The sequence below is a fragment of the Sphingobacterium athyrii genome (genome assembly GCF_003071065.1).
Taxonomy (GTDB): domain Bacteria; phylum Bacteroidota; class Bacteroidia; order Sphingobacteriales; family Sphingobacteriaceae; genus Sphingobacterium; species Sphingobacterium athyrii.
Genome location: NZ_QCXX01000006.1, coordinates 30971 through 50766 on the forward strand (window position 1 = coordinate 30971; position 19796 = coordinate 50766).

General features: G+C 37.4%; 21 protein-coding genes. 16 read left to right on the plus strand and 5 right to left on the minus strand.

Annotated features, from left to right (window positions below; genetic code table 11):
* Positions 1-59 precede the first annotated feature (59 nt).
* The 5 genes from DCO56_RS20045 (at position 60) to DCO56_RS29895 (ending at position 3402) form a co-directional block, all read left to right on the plus strand.
* A complete protein-coding gene (locus DCO56_RS20045) occupies positions 60-1238 on the plus strand; it encodes a putative Ig domain-containing protein (protein ID WP_181390624.1) in 1179 nt (392 codons plus the stop codon).
* Positions 1239-1398: 160 nt separating this feature from the next.
* Positions 1399-1704: a hypothetical protein gene (locus tag DCO56_RS20050; RefSeq protein WP_146191095.1), complete on the plus strand. Its 306-nt coding sequence runs from the start codon at positions 1399-1401 to the stop codon at positions 1702-1704.
* Between the two features lie 102 nt (positions 1705-1806).
* A complete protein-coding gene (locus DCO56_RS20055) occupies positions 1807-2406 on the plus strand; it encodes a DUF6088 family protein (RefSeq protein WP_245935880.1) in 600 nt (199 codons plus the stop codon).
* 64 nt (positions 2407-2470) lie between these two features.
* Complete coding sequence (locus DCO56_RS29890; RefSeq protein WP_219929428.1) at positions 2471-2920, plus strand: nucleotidyl transferase AbiEii/AbiGii toxin family protein; 450 nt, start codon at positions 2471-2473, stop codon at positions 2918-2920.
* A 35-nt stretch (positions 2921-2955) separates the two neighbouring features.
* Positions 2956-3402: a nucleotidyl transferase AbiEii/AbiGii toxin family protein gene (locus tag DCO56_RS29895; RefSeq protein ID WP_281259424.1), complete on the plus strand. Its 447-nt coding sequence runs from the start codon at positions 2956-2958 to the stop codon at positions 3400-3402.
* 114 nt (positions 3403-3516) lie between these two features.
* Here the strand turns inward: DCO56_RS29895 and DCO56_RS20065 are convergent, their stop codons facing one another.
* A complete protein-coding gene (locus DCO56_RS20065) occupies positions 3517-4317 on the minus strand; it encodes a CPBP family intramembrane glutamic endopeptidase (protein ID WP_219929429.1) in 801 nt (266 codons plus the stop codon).
* A 129-nt stretch (positions 4318-4446) separates the two neighbouring features.
* On the opposite strand from DCO56_RS20065, the gene DCO56_RS20070 reads away from it, so the two are divergent.
* Positions 4447-4893 (plus strand): nuclear transport factor 2 family protein, encoded by a 447-nt coding sequence (locus DCO56_RS20070; protein WP_108635533.1) that lies wholly within the window; start codon positions 4447-4449, stop codon positions 4891-4893.
* Between the two features lie 526 nt (positions 4894-5419).
* Here the strand turns inward: DCO56_RS20070 and DCO56_RS20075 are convergent.
* The 3 genes from DCO56_RS20075 to DCO56_RS20085 all read right to left on the minus strand — a co-directional run bounded on the left by DCO56_RS20075 (position 5420) and on the right by DCO56_RS20085 (position 8032).
* Positions 5420-6583 (minus strand): PD-(D/E)XK nuclease domain-containing protein, encoded by a 1164-nt coding sequence (locus tag DCO56_RS20075; protein WP_108635534.1) that lies wholly within the window; start codon positions 6581-6583, stop codon positions 5420-5422.
* Between the two features lie 89 nt (positions 6584-6672).
* Entirely contained in the window at positions 6673-7419 is a 747-nt protein-coding gene (locus DCO56_RS20080) for a carboxylesterase family protein (RefSeq protein WP_108635535.1), read from the minus strand.
* A 70-nt stretch (positions 7420-7489) separates the two neighbouring features.
* Positions 7490-8032 (minus strand): hypothetical protein, encoded by a 543-nt coding sequence (locus tag DCO56_RS20085; RefSeq protein ID WP_108635536.1) that lies wholly within the window; start codon positions 8030-8032, stop codon positions 7490-7492.
* Positions 8033-8227: 195 nt separating this feature from the next.
* On the opposite strand from DCO56_RS20085, the gene DCO56_RS20090 reads away from it, so the two are divergent.
* The 4 genes from DCO56_RS20090 to DCO56_RS20105 all read left to right on the plus strand — a co-directional run bounded on the left by DCO56_RS20090 (position 8228) and on the right by DCO56_RS20105 (position 13149).
* Complete coding sequence (locus tag DCO56_RS20090) at positions 8228-8674, plus strand: nuclear transport factor 2 family protein (RefSeq protein WP_108635537.1); 447 nt, start codon at positions 8228-8230, stop codon at positions 8672-8674.
* Positions 8675-9192: 518 nt separating this feature from the next.
* The gene (locus DCO56_RS20095) at positions 9193-10983 is read left to right on the plus strand and encodes a hypothetical protein (protein ID WP_108635538.1); all 1791 of its coding nucleotides are present in this window, start codon (positions 9193-9195) and stop codon (positions 10981-10983) included.
* A 2-nt stretch (positions 10984-10985) separates the two neighbouring features.
* Positions 10986-12224, plus strand: a complete 1239-nt coding sequence (locus DCO56_RS20100; protein ID WP_108635539.1) for a hypothetical protein — start codon at positions 10986-10988, stop codon at positions 12222-12224.
* A 307-nt stretch (positions 12225-12531) separates the two neighbouring features.
* Complete coding sequence (locus DCO56_RS20105) at positions 12532-13149, plus strand: hypothetical protein (RefSeq protein WP_108635540.1); 618 nt, start codon at positions 12532-12534, stop codon at positions 13147-13149.
* A 170-nt stretch (positions 13150-13319) separates the two neighbouring features.
* Here the strand turns inward: DCO56_RS20105 and DCO56_RS20110 are convergent, their stop codons facing one another.
* Positions 13320-13778, minus strand: coding sequence for a macro domain-containing protein (locus tag DCO56_RS20110; RefSeq protein ID WP_108635541.1), 459 nt, complete (start codon positions 13776-13778; stop codon positions 13320-13322).
* A 312-nt stretch (positions 13779-14090) separates the two neighbouring features.
* On the opposite strand from DCO56_RS20110, the gene DCO56_RS20115 reads away from it, so the two are divergent.
* The 6 genes from DCO56_RS20115 to DCO56_RS20145 all read left to right on the plus strand — a co-directional run bounded on the left by DCO56_RS20115 (position 14091) and on the right by DCO56_RS20145 (position 19518).
* Positions 14091-14537 (plus strand): nuclear transport factor 2 family protein, encoded by a 447-nt coding sequence (locus tag DCO56_RS20115; protein WP_108635542.1) that lies wholly within the window; start codon positions 14091-14093, stop codon positions 14535-14537.
* A gap of 328 nt (positions 14538-14865) precedes the next feature.
* Positions 14866-15441 carry a suppressor of fused domain protein gene (locus tag DCO56_RS20120; protein ID WP_108635543.1) on the plus strand — a complete coding sequence of 192 codons (576 nt, stop codon included), beginning with the start codon at positions 14866-14868 and terminating at the stop codon, positions 15439-15441.
* A gap of 61 nt (positions 15442-15502) precedes the next feature.
* Positions 15503-15832 (plus strand): hypothetical protein, encoded by a 330-nt coding sequence (locus DCO56_RS20125; RefSeq protein WP_108635544.1) that lies wholly within the window; start codon positions 15503-15505, stop codon positions 15830-15832.
* An 812-nt stretch (positions 15833-16644) separates the two neighbouring features.
* Entirely contained in the window at positions 16645-17649 is a 1005-nt protein-coding gene (locus DCO56_RS20135) for a hypothetical protein (protein WP_108635546.1), read from the plus strand.
* 513 nt (positions 17650-18162) lie between these two features.
* Positions 18163-18600: a nuclear transport factor 2 family protein gene (locus tag DCO56_RS20140; RefSeq protein ID WP_108635547.1), complete on the plus strand. Its 438-nt coding sequence runs from the start codon at positions 18163-18165 to the stop codon at positions 18598-18600.
* A gap of 165 nt (positions 18601-18765) precedes the next feature.
* Complete coding sequence (locus tag DCO56_RS20145) at positions 18766-19518, plus strand: carboxypeptidase-like regulatory domain-containing protein (protein ID WP_181390625.1); 753 nt, start codon at positions 18766-18768, stop codon at positions 19516-19518.
* Positions 19519-19796 lie beyond the last annotated feature (278 nt).

The window sequence follows — 19796 nt, forward strand, 5'->3', positions numbered from 1 at the left end:
TTTTCGTGCATATATTCAAGTCTGGCAGTATAAAAGCATACATTGAAATAGTGGAACATATGACTAAAATAATCCTAACGCTTATTCACTTTCTTATATTGATTGGCTGTAAATCGTCTATTGAATCGACTGACTATTTTGGGCAGGCTCCTCCTGATTCTATCCCCATAATTTTTGCTCCAGATATTGTTTCAGTGGAAGGCCGTTTAGAGCATGGTATTTCATTTACACCCGATGATCGGGAATTAGCATTTGGTGTACTCAACAAGGACGACTTCAGTGGGAAAATATTTTATGCTAAAAAGATTGATAAAAAATGGACTGAACCTGTGATTTTTGAACCATTAAAAAGTGAATGTGCCTATCTTCCTTACTTTTCCCCTAATGGTAAATCCCTGCTTTTTACTCAAGGTAAAGCTGATGCTGATAACGCCTGTACTGATATTTGGATAGTCGAGAAAGTTAATGATGGGTGGGGGGCTCCAAAAAAGCTAGAAGCTCCGATAAATTCGGCAAGTAGAGAAGCTAATGCCAGTATGACATCTGATGGTACCATCTATTTTTCTTCTAACAGAAATTGCGAGGGTAAAGATAACTGCCACACTGCGGATTTGTACTATTCAAAACTTAATGATAATGCATATAAAAGCGTTGATATTATTTCTGAATTTGTCTCATCAAATGATGAGGAAAGTATATTCATTTCGCCCAAGGAGGATTACATCATCTTTTGTAGATATACAGACAATGAAAGCGGGGTGGATTTATATATCAGTTATCGTGATATCAACAATCACTGGGTTGAACCTCAGTTGGTTGATGAAACCATAAATTCAAAAGATTGGGAGAGAAGGCCATTTGTGAGTATTGATAATAAGTTTCTATTTTTTAGCCGACTGCAAATTGGAGAAAAAGGAATAAACGAATCAGATATCTATTGGGTCAACGCGTCAAAACTTTTTAAGCCGTTTGTTTATAATGCTCTTTCTGATACAACGCTTAGAATAGGAGAGAAATTCGAGATATCCGTCCCTAAAGATTATTTTAAAGATATAGACGATGGACAATTGGCTTACAGCGTTAATCACCACCAGTTTGACTGGCTCAACTTTGATAGTGCGCAAATGAAATTATCGGGGCGCCCAACCGTGGCTGGAGATTTTGAGCTGACTTTCACAGCAAATGATATGCATTTAAATAAGACAAGCCATAAGGTTATAGTAACCGTAAAAAAATAATCATTGCTTTAGGGCTTTTGATTAACCTCCCCATTCCCACCATTCCCCGAGTTTTCCTGTCCGTTGGTATAAAGCCCATAGGCTAGTAGGGGCGTATTGTGTTGTAGTTTTGAATCAACAAATAAGAACAACAGAACTAACACAATAAAATAAAGACATTATGAACTCATTAGTAAAAACATTCGCAGCAGCAGCAGCTTTAATCACAGTATCAACATTCGCTATGGCGGCTGAAAAAACAGTATCAAAAACTGAAAAAGCAAACGTTAACCTTTCCACAGGAGACCTAGCTTTAGAACGCTATGTTGCGGTCACCACCGAGGGTGAATTGGTAGGGGTAGAGCAGTTGTTTGCCGGAGATTTCAACCAAAAAGTTCAATCGGCAAATGCAAAGACCAACAGCCGCGATCAAGTCGGTAAGTACGTATCCGTCCTACCAATTGACCTATATTCTTTCGGTTCTTAGCTTTGTTGCTATGAACAATATTCAAGTATGTAATTTGATGAATTTGCATCTAACTGTAACAAATATTTACTAAATTTGTTACAGTTTAAATAATTTTTAATTATGGAAACCTCTAGAAATAAGATAGAAAAGAAGGTTGTTAAGTCTTTTCGTGGCGAATTTTTTTTTGCGAATGATTTTAAAAAATACGGAACGCCTGAGAATATTCGGCTGACACTCTTTCGTATGGAAAATGATGGACTTATTGAAAGATTGGCTCATGGTATTTATATCAAACCAAAAAAAGATCCTGTGCTGGGTATAATATATCCTAGCATTGAAGAAATTGCTAAAGAAATTGCAAAGAGAGATAAAGCTCGTATCGCTCCAACAGGTATATTAGCGTCGTATTTATTAGGGCTGACTACTCAAATACCATTAAAAGCAGTTTATCTTACCGATGGTTCACAGCGTGAAGTTAAGATCGGTAATCGCAGTATAAAATTTAAACGGACAGTTCCAAAAAGCTTTGCCATAAAAGATGAGTTATTACATCTGATTGTGCAGGCATTTAAGGAAAAGGAACAAAAAAATATGACCGAAGAATTCTTAGATACAATAAAAACTTCAGTTAAAAAAGTTGATAAACAAATTATTGATTCTCAATTGAAATATGCGCCAGTATGGATTCAGAAAGAAATAAATAAGCTTTATCAATCTTAAAATTATGTGGCTAAATCTTAACACGGAACAAAAGAGCCTTGTTCTAGATCAATTCAGCAGTATAATGGGGTTACCAGTTTTTGTTATTGAAAAAGACTGGTGGGTCTGTATCGTCTTGAAGGCTGTATTTGCAACGAAATATGCTGAGTTTATTATTTTTAAAGGCGGTACATCACTAAGCAAGGCATATCAACTGATAGATCGTTTTTCAGAAGACATTGATTTAATAATCGACCGACATCTATTAGGTTTCAACGAATTAGATTCAAAATCCCAAATAAAAAGACTGAGAAAAGCCTCCGGAGGTTTTATTATCAATGAGTTTAGAGAGGAATTGATCATCCAATTGGAAAAATTGGGAGTTCCTAAGGATTCCTATGAAATTCGTTATAATACTCATGTAGACGATACTAGCGATCCTAATACGCTGGAAATTTATTACCACTCGATAGCACCAGTCGGTCACGCATATATCCAACAAAGAGTACTCTTGGAAATGGGCGCAGATCGCTAACTGAACCGTTCGAAATACAGTCGGTCCTATCTTTTATAGATGAGCATTATAAAGATACAGGATTTGCTCAGCCAGCTTTTAATGTTCAGGTTGTAATTCCTACACGGACCTTTATAGAAAAAGTTCTCTTATTACATGAAGAGTTCTCTAAGCCGATTGATAAAATCAGGACTAATAGGCTAACTAGGCACTTCTATGATATAGATAAGATTATGAATACTGATTTTGGAGCAAAAGCCATTGAAGACGAAGAATTATTTAACACAATAGTCCAACATCGCAAAATAGTCACTCCACTACGAGGAATTGACTATTCCAGCCATCAAAAAGGGAGGTTAAGGATCCTTCCGCCTGAAGAGGTAATAAAAGAGTGGGGGGCGGATTATAAAACCATGCGTGAAAATATGATAGTGGGAGAAAGTCTAACATGGGAGGATCTTCTAATAAGTATCAGAAAAATTCAAGATAGCATGAATCGTTAAGGGGCAAAATAGCGAAATATTCTAAGCGATTAAGAAAATATAATCACGATAAAATAACCTTTAGATATCACAGAAATCTATATGATTCTACTAAGTTTTTAGACGCTTTTGATATTATAACTGATAAAATATACAATAAATCATGCTCAGATTAAAAGCTGCATGGCAAATTATAGCTCCCCAAATAGCTCCTGATTTCACCTTGAAGAAGTAAAACAGTCTGCTCACAAAATACATTGACAAACACCAGATGAGTGCGGGTATGAAAAGAAAATGCCAACCGCCTTGCAGGTATACTAGTCCGAAATGTGCAATGTGGGTTAAGGCAAACGCCGAGCTATCTATTATTGACGCTCCACGATTTCCAAATTTCGAAACAAAGGTTTCATGAACTATCCCCCTAAAATAAAGTTCTTCACCAAAGGGACTAAATAACATTCCTGTACCAGCCATGATGAGGAACATTTGCCTTTTTGCCTCTATCGTTAAATCTGAGGGAATCTTGTAAGAATTCGCGATATATACATACCAGTTTTGATAACTGTCCTGATAAAGGGATTTACCCAGGAGGAATAACAAATAAGCATATAAGCAACCGCTAATAAAAGCTATGCACAGCCACGTATAACTTTTAGGTCTGTTCCACCCAATGGCCTTCATACCCTTTTTATTCAAGAACATGAAAGGAACAATAAAAGATAACAGCATTATTAAACCAATAAAACGATAATCGGCATATTGATTAGCGTGGAGCACCATAATAAATCTTGGTACGCAAACTATTAGAATTAGAAATAAACCAAATTTCCAATTGAAATTTAGAATATTTTTCCAAAAGTTTCTTAAATAAGGTTGCATAAAAGGTGCTTTTTTAAAGGGTTGCTGTAAGATAGCAAAAAAACTTTCTCTTTTCACCTTCCCATTCCCGCCATTCACCGAGTTTTCCTGTCCGTTGGTCTAAAGCCCGTAGGCTAGGGGTGTATTGTGTCGTAGTTTTGAGTCAACAAATAAGAACTAAAAACTAACATATAAAATAAAGACATTATGAACTCATTAGTAAAAACCTTCGCAGCAGCAGCTTTAATCGCAGTATCTACTTTCGCTATGGCAGCCAACAAACCAGTATCAAAAACTGAAAAAGCAAACGTTAACCTTTCCACAGCAGACTTAGCACTTGACCACTACGTTGCAGTCACTACTAAAGGAGAGTCAGCAGGCGTAGAGCATTTATTTACTGCCGATTTCAACCAAAAGGTTCAATCGGCAAATGCAAAGACCAACAGCCGCGATCAAGTCGTAAAATACTTTAAAAAGCAAAAAGAAGCGAAGCTAAACTGTGTGTTAAGCACCGATATCCTCGAGGAGTCGGCAGATTACATGGTTGCCAAAGTGATCCTAAAATTTGAGGATTTTACTAAAACTGATTTGGTGACTTTGGTGCGCGAAGGTAACGACTGGAAAGTATCCAGTTCAGTCAACTCCTATAAATAGTCTCTAATAATTAGTGGTCAGTTCGATTACAAAAGTTGACCACTAGTGAATCATATGTTTATTTAAGGCCACCTCGCGAGATGTGGCTTTTTTACGTCAAAAGGGCCTGATTCTCATCAGACCCTTTCTCTTAGCGTTTATTTGCACAGTAATTTTTATGTTTCCTATTGTTTCCTCTTTTTTGTTTCGTCATCCAATGTTTTTGAAGACAATTGGATTTTCACTGTACGACGCCAATTTTTATGTTGAACCTTTCTTTCGAAAGGTAGCTTGTAACCGTTTTGTATAGTAAGAACAGTAGCAGATGTGAAATAGTTTTATTGGAGTAAAATATTTTTGATAACTTGAATTAGCTTGAGTTGCATTGTATAACCAGTATTGGAATGTCTTAGAAATTCGAGTTCCGGAACTCGTAAATACAAGAAGATTTTATAGTACGCAGAAGACTTGTGCAGCAGGTTTGTGTAATCCCTATAGTTCTCCTCCGTATTTTTTATTGACACACTTGGTGGGACAGTCCCGAAAATTAATCTGTATTTTTCACATTCGAAGCCGAAGGCTTTTCTTCGCCATCAATCAGTATAATGTTTTTAAGTTTATCTAACTTTAGCTCTTTTAGGATCTTTACCGCACGATTATGCTCGGCTTTATTGAAGTGCAAAATGGCAATTACAGATTGATCTGTACGATTAGCTTTTTTATAAATATCAACTTGGTATTGGAGGTTTTGTTTAAGCTTAGAGCTTTTTGCGAGCTTAAGTTCAATTACTGTTTTGTCATTAGCACCTTTGGAAACGGTAAAATCGACAGGCCCTCTTCCGTTGTTAACTTCTGAATTTATATCCCAGATTGAATCCGAACAAATGGATTTGAAAACCAATTGAAACGCAGATTCATTTTGATTTTCAGGGCTCTTGAAGGCCCTATTGCCATTGTTGTTTTCGATGAATCTCTTCAGTAATTTGATACGATAGATCGCCTCTTCAAATGAACTTTTTGTTTTCTTAACTGGATGTGTAAGCATGTCATAACGATCTATCTCTATTATTTGCTCACTATTCTCATTAGCGGCATTTGGAACATTTAGAGAGGGAATCGAAAACCTTTTATTTTGCGATGGATTTTCTTGGTGTAACCTCATCGCTTCTTCTAAAGAGTTGCATTGAATCAATTCAGCCATCAAAGCGTTGAATTCATCTTCATCCGAATCTTTGAAATAATCGAACAGTTCCTTTAGATCTCTATCCAACAGTGAGAACACTAATTCCAGCGTAAGGAAATTTGAATTTGTTTCTTTTCTGAAATTGAGATACTTATTCTTGTATGCGATTATTATCGGAACATCAACAGACTCAAAGGTAGATTTAAAGTTAATCGCGGCGGATGAAACGTAATTGCTAATGCTTGCAAGCGCTCGGTCTCCGGACCAAATATCTAATTCGGCCAATTTATCCATTACAGGGTGATAAACCTTCGAAAGGAGAATCTCGAATTTAGGGCTTATTTCCTTTTGAAGGACATCATACTGCTGTTTATCGCGGTAATTGTCGTGAGGTTTTAATTGATTCCTTTGTCCAATTAACTTTTCAAGCTCTTCACAAATTGGTAAATACTTTCCTATATAATTCTTTTTGTTTGAGTCTAGGAAGCTAATGAATTCGAAGATATTCTGTATTTCTGTAGTAATCATGTTAAGCGGTTATAACTATGACATTTTTTAGAACTAGTGCATTCTAATATACATAATTCAAAAACATTATTCTAACCTTTGCTTTAAGGCTATTCAATATTCATCGCCTTCCTCTGCCTCAATAACCACTCATAAATTTCAGGTTTAGTTTCATAAAGATATTGAATTCCATGTCCTTCACCTTCGAGTCGATGGAAAGTGATATCGCCATTGCACTTCTTAAGTGATTCTTCTATTCGTTCTGTTTCGTGTATGGAGATATCAGCATCAGCGGTTCCGTGAAATGTCAGGATGGGGATGTCTTTGAGCGTGCAAATGCGACTGGTGTCACTGTCATTTATACCACCGCATAATGGAACAATAGCTGCGATTTTTTCAGGATGATCTAATGCTGTAATGTAGGTCCCATAGCCACCCATACTTATTCCGGTCACATAAACGCGACTTTTATCGATGTGGTAGTTTGAGGTTACTTCATTGTATAATGAATCAAACCAATTTTCTGTAGACCAATATTTGCCTTCTGGACATTGGGGTGCGACCATAACAAAATTGAAATCCCTTCCCTTGTCTACTAAATAGGGGAGACCATAGATCTTTAGTTTTTCCAGATCATTTCCTTTTTGAGAACCACCGTGGAGATAAATAACGAGTGGATATTTGGAAGTATCTGTATTATAATTTTTAGGGAGATAGGTCAGGTGTTTGTAATTTACTCTTTGTTTTTCTTGTGCAAAGGATTGCCAGCTAAAAAAGCCAAAAAAGCTAATTAAAAGAACGCTGGCAAGTAGATAGTTCCTTGAACTGAAAATTTTGATAGATAATTGGATAGTCATTGTAATTAGATGTGAACCTTATTCTGAATACAGTTTCTTTTGCACGAGCAAAGGGAATTATTTGCTAAATTTAATCGGGTTTCTTTCCCCATAAAAAGGGTTGTTTTCTCAATTGCTGTTCATATTGTTCTTTGCTTATAAATGGCCATAGCTCGTGATCGCCCGTATTGTTAAATGCTTCATACTGTTTCTTTCGTTCATTTAATTTCACGTTATAATGTTGTCCCAAGCTCAGGACAGTAAATAACAGGTCTTTAAATGATAACCGTATTAACAGATTTATACGATCAAAGTAGGGCCACTCGTACTCAAAATCGGAATTCAGGAATAAAATAATCCGAGCAATGTCTTTTAGTTCTTTATCCGAAAGTTGGTATTTACCCGTAAGTTTACGATTTTCTAAGTCGCTATACAAACACCAGCTTAGCTCGAGCATTGGCCTTATAATAGGATCATCAGATTTTGCCTCTTTTGAATGATAATATTGTTCAGGCAGCCAGCCGAAAGAGACATCGTCAGTAATTGACTCTTCAAACTCATCATTGCTAATAAGCCCGACAACTAAATGTCTTAAATGATACGCAAGTACCTTTCTGCGTGTTAGGTCAACCATATTAGAATGTTTTCTTAAAGATAACCAAATATTCATTTGTTAAGATATTAAACACAAACTTCACCTCCCCATTCCCGTCATTCACCGAGTTTTCCTGTCCGTTGGTCTAAAGCTCGTAGGTTAGGGGCTGATTGTGTAGTAGTTTTGAGTCAACAAATAAGAACAAAAGAACTAACAATATAAAATAAAGACATCATGGACACTTTAGTAAAAACATTCGCAGCAGCAGCCTTAATCGCAGTATCAACATTCGCTATGGCAGCTGAAGGACCAGGAGCAAAAGCAACAAATGCAAACGTTAATTTTTCCACGGCAGACTTCGCACTAGATCACTATGTTGCAGTCACTACCGAAGGAGAATCTGCTGGCGTGGAGCAGTTATTCGCGACAGATTTCAATCAAAAAATCCAAGCATCCAATGCACAAAATCATAACCGTAGCGAAGTCGTTAAATCCTTGAAAAAACAAAAAGGAGAGAAGCTGAACTGTACAGTAAAAACTGACATTATGGAAGAGTCAGCGGATTACATGGTTGCCAAAGTAACCTTGAAATTTGAAAACTTTACCAAGACTGATCTGGTTACTTTGGAACGTGAGGGCAATACTTGGAAAGTATCCCAATCGATTAATTTGTATAAATAAGAGCCATCCCTTACAAATATATAAATGTTGTAGAGCCACCTCGTGAGATGTGGCTTTTTTACGTCAAAAGGGCCCGACGTTAATCAGACCCTTTCTCTTAGCGTTTTATTGTACAGTAATTTTTATGTTTCCTATCGTTTCCTCTTTTTTGTTTCGTCATCCAAAGTTTTTCAGGACTATTGGATTTTCACTGTACGACGCCAATTTTTATGTCGGCCCTTTCTTTCGAAAGGTAGCTTGTAGCCGTTTTGTAATATAAGAACAACAGTCGATTTGAAATAGTTTTATAAAAAATATCTTTTTAAACCATTGTTCCAATTCTGCCTGTCAGATTGATACGCTCTGTCACAATTTACTGCGATTTTTTGTTTAATTAATTAAATATTACTACCTTAAAGTTATAAACAGATCAGTCCGGTCATTGACTGATCGTTAAGCTATATTTTTCGATTATAAACTTATTGTGATTTCTTGCAGCAGCGCCATGGGAATCATGAGCTATTTAACCGATATCCAATATGAACCAACAGTCAGCAGATCAACATCCCATCTTAGAGGTATTTCTCAGTGATAAGCCAGATGCTCCCACATCATACTCCAATTTTAGTTTAAAAGATCAGAGGCCCATTTTAGATTTTCAGGAATATATTTTTGGAGATTCCACCATCAAATGCCACTACCTCTATGGCAACAATATTACCGCCTGCTTCTTAGCCTGTTTTATGGAAGATGGAAAAAAAATATACACTATTCCCGCTGAGCCAGTCGTTACCTTTCATATACAATTGTCTGAGGACTGCCTTTTAAGGTTTGCACATGGGCAGGAGCAACGCCGCGTTACTGAGCGACAGTGTCGTTTATTCTGGCAGAATGATCAAATCATAGCTCATCAACCGGCACAGAGCGAATCTGACTATTTGAATCTGTATATCCGGCCCGGCCATTTGCTGGAAATGGCAGACCGTTATCCGATTTTGAGTGAACTGACGATGGATGTCGCTACAAAGGCTCAAGGTTCACTAGATTTTTTTGTAGGAAGGGCTGACCAACAACTATTGGACTCCATTGACGAAATGCTTCTTGAAGTGAGGACCTATCAGGTAAGCGACCGGCGCTTTACCCATCTGTGCGAATGTCTCTTGCTCAGATGCCTAGATATTCCCGTTAGCATGGAGCCCCCGCCTACAGATGCGGTCAAACGAACTTTTGACAGTGCTTTCGCTCATTTGGAAGATAATGTATTTTCTGAGGAGCAAAATAGCAACTTATGGAGCATAGCACGCTATTATAATAGAAATCAGCTGATCGAAAAGTTTTATGAATTCAAAGAAGAATATCTACGTCTCAAAGCGGATCGAAATAAAAGTAAAGCACTCATGCAGCAGGTCAAAGCCTGTTATCACCGAGTTATGGGCGATTCGGCAGATGTCCTGGCTGACACCTACTTTTGGATGGCACAGCAGCTGGATGAGCAGAAGGAAAGATTTAGCCTGACCGAGCATGAGGAGCAAACCCTGGCCGAGGCGATTATTACTCTCTGCGATCAATCCTTTGAGCTGTCTACCCCAGGCCCAGATCAGCTAGAGTTTTATACCCGCTATACCGGGCAGCCCTATGCCGGTGATCTGGGGTTACAAGAGTTTGGCCGGATATTGAATATGGTCGTCCCCAATTTGGATTTGCCCCTGGACAAACTGGACGAAAGTAAAGAGAGCGGGGCCATCATGGATCAATACCTGCAGGACCATCTCGGATTTACACCCTTATCGCATTTTACAGAGAAAGGCGAAATGGACAAACCCCGAAAAGTGGTGGAGCTTTATCATACCCTTATGCAACAGATGACCGATGAGTTCACCATTACTGATACGGGTGATATCAAGAAGAGCGATCTGATCCGTATCCTTGATCATGCTTACCAGCAGAACGATGTCATCATGCTGTTGCTGTTTGAGATCGACCACCTCACAGATCAGGAGGATTATGTCAAGAGCCAAAAGTTTAATAAAATAGGTGCGTGGGTGATGGTATTGGAAGAAACCAACGAAAACTGGTATGATCAGTCCTACAGCAGCAAGCAGGATGAGCTATTCGGCTATTTGGTGCATGTTTATATGCGGTCAGGCAATGATATGGAAGCTGTGGAGCAACAAGTTAGACAAACCAAGGAGATATACGACAAGATGGTGCCAGCATTTCTTGATATTGGATATGCCATGGAATCACAGACGGAAAAGAATATGTTTATGCTGTTGGCCGAATCATTGATTATTGCCGCTCAAACTCCTTTTGAAGAAGGGGAAAAGTAAATATGAAAAGGAAGAAGAAAACCAAAGCTCCAGTCAATACCGCTAAAGAGACTCAGGAAAGATACCGTGTCTATATCAAGTCGATTAAACTACTTTTCGAAAAAATGGTCGGCCCGGGCTACTTTGAGATGCTTTCTCCAAAGCTATTGGCTCAGTTTTATAAAAACCGTTATCCGGCACTAAAGATCATTATTGATGACGACGTTATTGCCGACACTCAGAGCCGAGAAAGCTATCGGGCAAGCATTACTGGTCTTATCAAAAAATGCACGCTCACCCTACCATCGGGCGAGCAGATTTTTATTTCGACTTTTTTTACGGATTTGGCACTTATTGTTCATTTTGTCGAGTTCCTTTCTAGCCACTGTATTAAAGAGCATGTCAAGATGAAGACTGCTTTTGCGCCTTATCTGACCTCCGGAGACTGGCTTTTTCAAACGAAGACTAGAGCTTTTTATACATTGAGCTTTACGAACGAGCAGTTTTATGATCCTATCAAAGGTACCTTGCAGTTTGATGTATCCGATCTGGCACTGACTAAGCCCGGCGGGCGAAATCAGATCCGTTTGCGGAGGTTGAAAAACAAATTGGATAAGCAGGAGATCGATGGCTTTGCAAGACCAATTGTGGCCATCGGTGATGCTTCGGTTTTCGTAGGCGACTGGACACAATGGATACAATTCGATCCGGCGAGGTTCGGTATCACCCATATTTCCGATGCGGAAGCCAAACCACTCTATATACAGCATCATGCGCTCAATCGTTTCGAAGAACGCACCTATAGTCCCAAAGGCTTCATACAGATTTACCTTGCCCAGACTTTTATTTATGGTACACCCGAGGTAATCGTATATCGTGGGCAGGTACTCATCGCCTGTTATTGTGCCAGACACAAGGTTGGCTATTTTCTGGTGAGCTATCATGGTGATAAATGGATCATACGTACCTTTCTTTTTCTGACAAATGAAGGTACTCCCGAGGGTACAAAGCTCAAGGAGATCATAGGATTGGAAAAAGAAGACGCTAAATATCTGATGATAGACCGGGTCACCGCGTTTTTGGATTATGATATTGAGCATGATCAGCGGCTTCGGGATTTGTTTGAAACTGCGGGCTGCGGTTCGCTTTTCGAGTATATCAAGCTTTTTGTACGTCCGGAAGATGGAGTCAAAAATAGCGCATCGATCGCTAATTACCTTTTTGGTAAAGCGGACGAATACGGCGAGTCAATTCAGATATGATATCAATATAAGTTTTTTACCTCCCATTTGTCTAAAATTAAGAAGTAATGATATTATACTTACTTGTCAAAAAGACTTCTTTGTTTATATTTTTCTTTATTATCGGCGTTTTTCGCCGATAATATAAGTTTTGTTAAACAAGTATAGTTATCACAGGGAAACCATCATTATTTACCCAGATATCGTGTCCTCCAAATCGCCATTTTATTTCTCCGAGTTTTGTTCTTCTTGCCTGATTAATTAATAATTTAGTACTGTTATTTTAAAATTTGAGAATTGTAGCAGGCAGTTTGGTTATATTAGATTTATGGTAAAAAGATCAGTCTTAGAAAAGTTATCCGATAAGGATTTGTTACTGTATACTACAGAAGATACACGATCAGTCCCTGAAGCTATAAAAATGGCTTTCGATATTCTGAAAAAAAGAGGCTACTTTTTTTCAGAATTAGAAATTGTTCAGATAAGTCAACTAATAGAATCGAAGAAAAAAGAAGAACCTGATTATAGCACCCTTAACGCATGGGATATTGACGAAGATGCTAAAAAAGCAATTGTCAGTTTCTATTCACAAAGAGCAATTTGGTATTTTAGTATACTATTCGGATTATTTACAGGCGCTATATTGTTAGCAATCAACCTATTCACATTATCCAAGAAAAAAGAAGCGTTGGTAACACTCCTGTTTGGATTTGGTTATACGATAGCACTAATTATAGTATACAAAGAATTTAAAGATTATTTTGATCAAAGCAGGTTCACTGGTATTTTGTTATATGGAATAGGTGCAGCAATATTGCAGTTTGGATTTTGGGATCAATATTTGAAAGGAATAAAGTACAAGAAAAGAAGCATAATTGTTCCGCTTGTCATATGTTTAATTGTTTTGAGTCTAATCATATTACGTGTTATAATGTTCATAAGGTGATTTTTACTTTAAACAATAATGATAAGCAAGTCTCTCAACCCATTTACAGAAGCCTGTAAATGTTTCAATTCCTAAATTGTTGAATGTCCTGGAAATTATTCCATTATTGCTCGATATTTCAAAATCAATTACCTTCATCCTTTATCTCGATTTTATTGGCCACTGCATTTTTAGCTGTGGTTTTTGTAATTTTCTACAACGATAAGGTCAATGTCCGCGTAGTCTTTACCAAGTCGGTCAATTATAGATTTTACATCTTCCCAATTCAAACCGCCTAAGCCAGCACCTATCTTAGGTAGCGCTATTTTATTGATGTTATTTTGTCGGGCATACATAAGCATCTTGAGAAGGGAATCTTCAATTGCTTTAAGTTCAGCTTTGGTTTTCCAGGTTTCTTGGGTGCCTAAATTGAAAACAGTGCCTTCACCATAGTTATAAGTGAAAACGTCGCCAAGGTTAAAACTCCCATCTTTACAACGCTTTTTATATTCCAGATACATTTGACCATATTTTTCCCTGAATTGTAAAGCGATACCTTTTCCCATTGCTCCTGCACAGTTACAACCGTGCGCATAATTTTTTACATCTGGCAAATTGAATATATTTCCAAATTCTATATATGTAACCATTCTATTTTATTTTAAAAGCTATTTAAAATCGGTTTTTCAGTCCAGATTTATTGCATATTATTCTATTACTGATTATTCCGAACTGCAATTTAGTGTTATGCTTGTATACAGCAATAAAAATAGCTGAAAATTACTCTTGTTTCTCATGTAGAGGCAAAAAACATGCTTGTTTGCTTTTAACCTCCCCATTCCCGCCATTCACCGAGTTTTCCTGTCCGTTGGTCTAAAGCCCGTAGGCTAGGGGTGTATTGTGTTGTAGTTTTGAGTCAACAAATAAGAACAAAAGAACTAACAATATAAAATAAAGACATTATGAACACTTTAGTAAAAACATTCGCAGCAGCAGCCTTAATCGCAGTATCAACATTCGCTATGGCGGCTGACAAAACAGCATCAAAATCTGAAAAAGCAAACGTAGATCTTTCCACAGCAGACTTCGCTTTAGAGCATTATGTGGCGGTTACCACAGAAGGTGAATCTGCAGGCGTGGAGCAGTTATTCGCGACAGATTTCAATCAAAAAATCCAAGCATCCAATGCACAAAATCATAACCGTAGCGAAGTCGTTAAATCCTTGAAAAAACAAAAAGGAGAGACGCTGAACTGTACAGTAAAAACTGACATTATCGAAGAGTCAGCGGATTACATGGTTGCCAAAGTAACCTTGAAATTTGAAGATTTTACCAAGACTGATCTGGTTACTTTGGAACGTGAGGGCAATACCTGGAAAGTATCCCAATCGATTAATTCGTATAAATAAGAGCCATCCCTTACAAATATATAAATGTTGTAGAGCCACCTCGTGAGATGTGGCTTTTTTACGTCAAAAGGGCCTGATTCTCATCAGACCCTTTCTCTTAGCGTTTACCTGTACAGTAATTTTTATGTTTCCTATCGTTTCCTCTTTTTTGTTTCGTCATCCAATGTTTTTCAGGACTATTGGATTTTCACTGTACGAAGCCAATTTTATGTTGAACCCTTCTTTCGAAAGGTAGCTTGTAACCGTTTTGTATTGTAAGAACAGTAGCCGATGTGAAATAGTTTTATTGGAGTAAATTATTTTTGATAACTTGAATTGACTTATTAAAATGGACAAAGACTTATATCATCAAAAACTTTTAGCGCACTATATCTCCAATTGGGGACAATATTATAAGGCGCTTACTTGGGAAAAAGGTCCATATCGGGACTTAGGTGATCATTTTCGGATCTTGGAATTTCCCCCGACAACCGAACGCAGCATGTGGGCTTATGCCACTTTGGGGATGTCCTGCTTTGATGATGAATTTGCCCTCGAACTGCACATTTTTTCTGGTGAGCAAGACCAAACCCTAGTTGAGTCATTAATCGTAGTTGCTCATTTCCATAGATTCGGCTCGCGTTTAGGACACTGGCATACCATCAATTGGGGAAGAGGATGGCGGCTGGGTTCCTCCTGCTCTTATGGGTTGATTTCATTACCTTATCTGGACGGACCCCAACTAGAAGTTCTCACCCTTGAAGACAATAAATCAATCCATTTTTATTGGTTAGTGCCTATTACAGAAGATGAATTAGCCTTTAAAAGGGAATATGGTGCCGAAAAGCTTGAGGAAATATTTGAAGAAAGAGGATTAGATTATTTGGACCCTTTCCGGGACAATATCATCAATTTTAAAAATTAATTATCGTGGACAGGTACTCATCGCCTGTTATTGTGCCCGGCACAAGGTTGGCTATTTTCTGGTGAGCTATCACGGTGATAAATGGGTAATACGTACCTTTCTTTTTCTGACGAATGAAGGTACTCCCGAAGGCACAAAGCTCAAGGAGCTCGTAGGGTTGGAAAAAGAAGACGCAAAATATCTGATGATAGACCGCGTCACTGCATTTTTAGATTATGATATTGAGCATGATCAACGACTCCGTACACTATTTGAAACTGCCGGCTGCGGTTCACTCTTCGGATATATCAAGCTTTTTGTACGACCGGAAGACAATGTGAAAAAAAGTGCATCCATCGCTAATTATCTTTTTGGTAAAGCAGATGATTTCGACGAGTTTATACAGATTTGATAAGAAGAAAGCTATATTTCTAAAAAAAATCTCAGGAATTTGATTTTGAGCGAGGAAAAGATCCTACAATCTGAAATTTGCTGTATTTTCAATTAGAAAAGGAATGTTTAGTTAAGGAAAATCAAAACAGCTTAAAGAATTAGTGTCAGCTCATGAAGATTTGGTCGATCTCAATATTGCATTTGATGCATTGCCATTTTTGACAATGCATCAATATTTAAAAAAGCTGGTATTTTACCTGAAATACAAGGCGTATTTGATAAATTTATTGAGATTAGTCCGCTATATACAAATAACTTTCAATAAAGAGAGATATCTGATATTAAAAGATCATGTATTCCGTTATAAGCCCTATCAGAAAACAAAAAAGCGGGGATAATGTTATCCACGCTTCCGGAGTATATGCTTGCCTATTCCCCTGACATCTTTTCTTTCTTAACATTTTGCCCCGTGAGGCATCAGTTCTATGATCTTTTTGAACGGTAATAACTCCGCCGGCCACTCGTCGGTGACCTAAATCCTGGGCTCGTTGAATAAACGACTAACAATAGATTTATTACTTCTGATTGCGTCGAAACCAATGTTGGAGTTGAAGACCTGCGTACAGGACCTTTAAAAACCAATATATAATTTTCAAAAAGCCTAAAATTGAAATAGACATTTGATGCAAAGATAGTTTTTTATTGTATTAAAATAAAAACTTTGTTTGATTATTAACACATTGGTAGATAATATTCCTATTCGAAAAATACCCTAAATGGGGTATTGAATAGCGATGTAAAAATGGTTTTATTTGATTAAAAATATTGGCCATGAAAACATTGAAAATAATCATATTACTGTTAGCTTACGTATTTAATACGACAATAACAAATGGACAGTCGGCAATGACCACTGCGAAGGAGAGTTTGAAAACTTGGTACTCATTGTTGAAGAGCGGAAATGTCCAAACAATTGACGGGAAATATAATTTACAACGGTATTCGATTTCATTGGACAGCGTCGCCACTCTGACAGGGAAGAATGCTGATTTTGAAACAGCCAAATCTGTTTTTAAAATTCAAGGGAAAATAAAATATAAACTTAATCAGGGTTATTATGAATTTTCAGGAGATGGAATAGAAGCGGTAACTAGTGAGCAATCTGGAAAAACGACAAAGTCAACTATTCTCTTCCGAATTGGTAATTTCACGAAGGTTAAAGCCGACAGCCTAGTGTTTTTATTCGATAAAATCACGAAAGATTTGAAACTGGCTGACGCGGAAGCTAAAGAGATGGAGGCTCAAAAAGAACGTAATGAAATTAAAAGCAAAGCCGACAAAAAAGTATTTTATGATAAAGTCAAAGCGGTTGATATCAACAGATACTTTTTTAATTTAACATTGCCGAACACCAAGGATAAAAGTTTTGCAACGTATACATTTTATGAAAACCCACTGATGGTTGGAGATGCCTATTACTCAGGTTTTAAGTTTACACCTACAATTGATGGATATCTCTATTGGTATTTCCATACCTTTGAAAAGGGAGAAGACAGTTTTTATCTGCTAGATAGTGATAGAAATGTTGACGATATAGACGTTTCCTACTTTAATAAAATGGCTCTTTTCAAAGACGAGGATAATAAATCATCGTGGGTGATTCAAAAATCTGCAGAGAAGTTAAAAAAAGGTAAAACCTATGTGCTTTGGTTCAAAGCAAAGTCCAAGATACCACCACATAAGAAGAAGATATTTGCTGCGATTGAAGCTTCCAATAGTGCTATGCTAAGTGAATATTTCAACGCTCAATTTGATGAAATTGTAGGTGATTTTTAATAGATCTAAAGTATAAAAAAGACAATTTCAAAATATCCTAAATGAGGTATTTTCCAAGGTTTGTAAGATTAGGGAAGTGCCTTTCCAATAAATTAGATATCCAGGTATTCTTCCTGTGTAAAAGCTAGCCTTAAATGAAAATTTTGATTTTATCAATTACGAAAATTTGTTATTCGGGGATGAGTTTAAATAACTTTTGTTGGGGTTGTGTTCGTACCTCCTTCGGAAAGCCTTCTGGGCGGAACAAGTATGGATCTATTGTTGCACAGTCTCTGGACAGTTTTTCCCTGTTCAAAGACTGGTCAGGGTCTGTATGTCGCCTGTACATCATTTGTTGATGATTCGAACGTGGTACGAATCTGATACGAACCAGGCTCACCTCCCCATTCCCACCATTCACCGAGTTTTCCTGTCCGTTAGTCTAAAGTCGATAGGCTAGGAGCGTATTGTGTTGTAGTTTTGAGTCAACAAATAAGAACAGATAAAAAACTAACACAATAAAATAAAGACATTATGAAAACTCTAGTAAAAACATTCGCAGCAGCAGCCTTAATCGCAGTATCCACTTTCGCTATGGCAGCTGAAGGACCAGGCTTCAAATCAGCAAAAGCAAACATTAACTTTTCTACCGCAGATTTCGCCCTTGAACACTATGTTGCGGTCACAACCGAAGGAGAATCGGCAGGCGTAGAGCAGCTGTTTGCTGAAGATTTCAGCCAGAAGGCTAATGAAGCTGCCAATGGACGTAGCGCGGTTGTTAAATTCTTTAAAAAACAAAAAGGAGAGAAGCTGGACTGTAAAGTGACCACCGATATCATCGAAGAGTCGGCCGACTACATGGTCGCTAAAGTGACTATGAGGTTCGAAAATTTCACCAAGACCGACCTCGTGACTTTGGTGCGCGAAGGCGACAGCTGGGAAGTGTCCAAGTCGATCCATTCCTATAAATAACTGAGCCTTTAGTCAAATATATAAATGTTGTAGAGCCACATCGCGAGATGTGGCTTTTTATTTGGATAGCCGGTGGTTATTATCAAAGCAGCATGCGTTAAAAACAGTTAATCACCTTGCTAAATGTTTAGTTTTATAATATTTTTATTTTAAAACTAATTGAAAGTGAGTAGACTAAGGTTGTTGTTGCTATTGCTCTTTATCGCAAATTTATCTTCTGCACAAGATCTGAAAGGCACGATTAAAGATAGGCATTCGGGTGATATTCTTATAGGTGTTTCGATCAAATTAGCTTCGCGCAATATCTATTCCGATGCCTATGGCAAATTTATATTGTCAGACATTAAGCTTGGAGATACAATCACCTTTTCTTCAATCGGATATCGCGAGGAAAAATATATAGTTGGTAATAGCAACCTTGATAATCTGGTTATATATATGGAGCGAACAACAATTTTGTTGGATGAAGTCAAGATCAATCCTTTAAGAAATTATAAGGCTGATTCCTTAAAGTTTCGGGAAGAATTTGCCAAGACCTTCAATTATAGCAAGCCCAAATTTAAAGACATTTTCATCACCAAAAGCTATTCTTCAAATGTCCCGAGACACCCTAATCAAGCTAGCAATAGTACGGCCTCGCTGATTAGTGTTGATGTGCTTTCTGTAATTTCTATGTTAGGAAAAAAACGTAATCCCCAATCCAAGCTACAACAGAAATTAATAAAGGAAGAAGAAGAGCAATATCTTGATAACACCTTTTCAAAGCGTATGGTTCAAAATTTGACGGGCCTTAAAGGTGACTCCCTACAAACTTTCATGCAGTTGTACCGTCCGAATATTGACACAGTAAAATACATGTCCGACTATGATATTATCCTGTACATCAAAAAGAGTTATCAAGAATATATCAAGCCTTAAGTAGCCTTATCGTCTGAACTACTCTTTTTTTGTTTTGATAATGTCATGACTACTATTGCTATTTGGGATATGAGCATAATTGAAAGCCCACGAGTAAAAGAATCAGCGCCTCCATTTATACAGCGAAAAAATATCCATGATACCTCAAAAACCATTAGGCAGCACATTAGTTTTCTAAAGATTGATTCCATGATTTTTCGAATTGGCAACTTTTTCCTACAAATCTCTCTTATACCAATTTAAGCAAATAAATACTGTATTGCAAAATTTAAAAAAGA

Excerpts from the sequence above, each read along its gene's own strand:
- DCO56_RS20045 (WP_181390624.1), top strand. The coding sequence starts at position 60 with ATGACTAAAATAATCCTAACGCTTATTCACTTTCTTATATTGATTGGC.
- DCO56_RS20050 (WP_146191095.1), top strand. The coding sequence starts at position 1,399 with ATGAACTCATTAGTAAAAACATTCGCAGCAGCAGCAGCTTTAATCACA.
- DCO56_RS20055 (WP_245935880.1), top strand. The coding sequence starts at position 1,807 with ATGGAAACCTCTAGAAATAAGATAGAAAAGAAGGTTGTTAAGTCTTTT.
- DCO56_RS29890 (WP_219929428.1), top strand. The coding sequence starts at position 2,471 with ATGGGGTTACCAGTTTTTGTTATTGAAAAAGACTGGTGGGTCTGTATC.
- DCO56_RS20070 (WP_108635533.1), top strand. The coding sequence starts at position 4,447 with ATGAACTCATTAGTAAAAACCTTCGCAGCAGCAGCTTTAATCGCAGTA.
- DCO56_RS20075 (WP_108635534.1), bottom strand. The coding sequence starts at position 6,583 with ATGATTACTACAGAAATACAGAATATCTTCGAATTCATTAGCTTCCTA.
- DCO56_RS20080 (WP_108635535.1), bottom strand. The coding sequence starts at position 7,419 with ATGACTATCCAATTATCTATCAAAATTTTCAGTTCAAGGAACTATCTA.
- DCO56_RS20085 (WP_108635536.1), bottom strand. The coding sequence starts at position 8,032 with ATGGTTGACCTAACACGCAGAAAGGTACTTGCGTATCATTTAAGACAT.
- DCO56_RS20090 (WP_108635537.1), top strand. The coding sequence starts at position 8,228 with ATGGACACTTTAGTAAAAACATTCGCAGCAGCAGCCTTAATCGCAGTA.
- DCO56_RS20095 (WP_108635538.1), top strand. The coding sequence starts at position 9,193 with ATGAACCAACAGTCAGCAGATCAACATCCCATCTTAGAGGTATTTCTC.
- DCO56_RS20100 (WP_108635539.1), top strand. The coding sequence starts at position 10,986 with ATGAAAAGGAAGAAGAAAACCAAAGCTCCAGTCAATACCGCTAAAGAG.
- DCO56_RS20105 (WP_108635540.1), top strand. The coding sequence starts at position 12,532 with ATGGTAAAAAGATCAGTCTTAGAAAAGTTATCCGATAAGGATTTGTTA.
- DCO56_RS20110 (WP_108635541.1), bottom strand. The coding sequence starts at position 13,778 with ATGGTTACATATATAGAATTTGGAAATATATTCAATTTGCCAGATGTA.
- DCO56_RS20115 (WP_108635542.1), top strand. The coding sequence starts at position 14,091 with ATGAACACTTTAGTAAAAACATTCGCAGCAGCAGCCTTAATCGCAGTA.
- DCO56_RS20120 (WP_108635543.1), top strand. The coding sequence starts at position 14,866 with ATGGACAAAGACTTATATCATCAAAAACTTTTAGCGCACTATATCTCC.
- DCO56_RS20135 (WP_108635546.1), top strand. The coding sequence starts at position 16,645 with ATGAAAACATTGAAAATAATCATATTACTGTTAGCTTACGTATTTAAT.
- DCO56_RS20140 (WP_108635547.1), top strand. The coding sequence starts at position 18,163 with ATGAAAACTCTAGTAAAAACATTCGCAGCAGCAGCCTTAATCGCAGTA.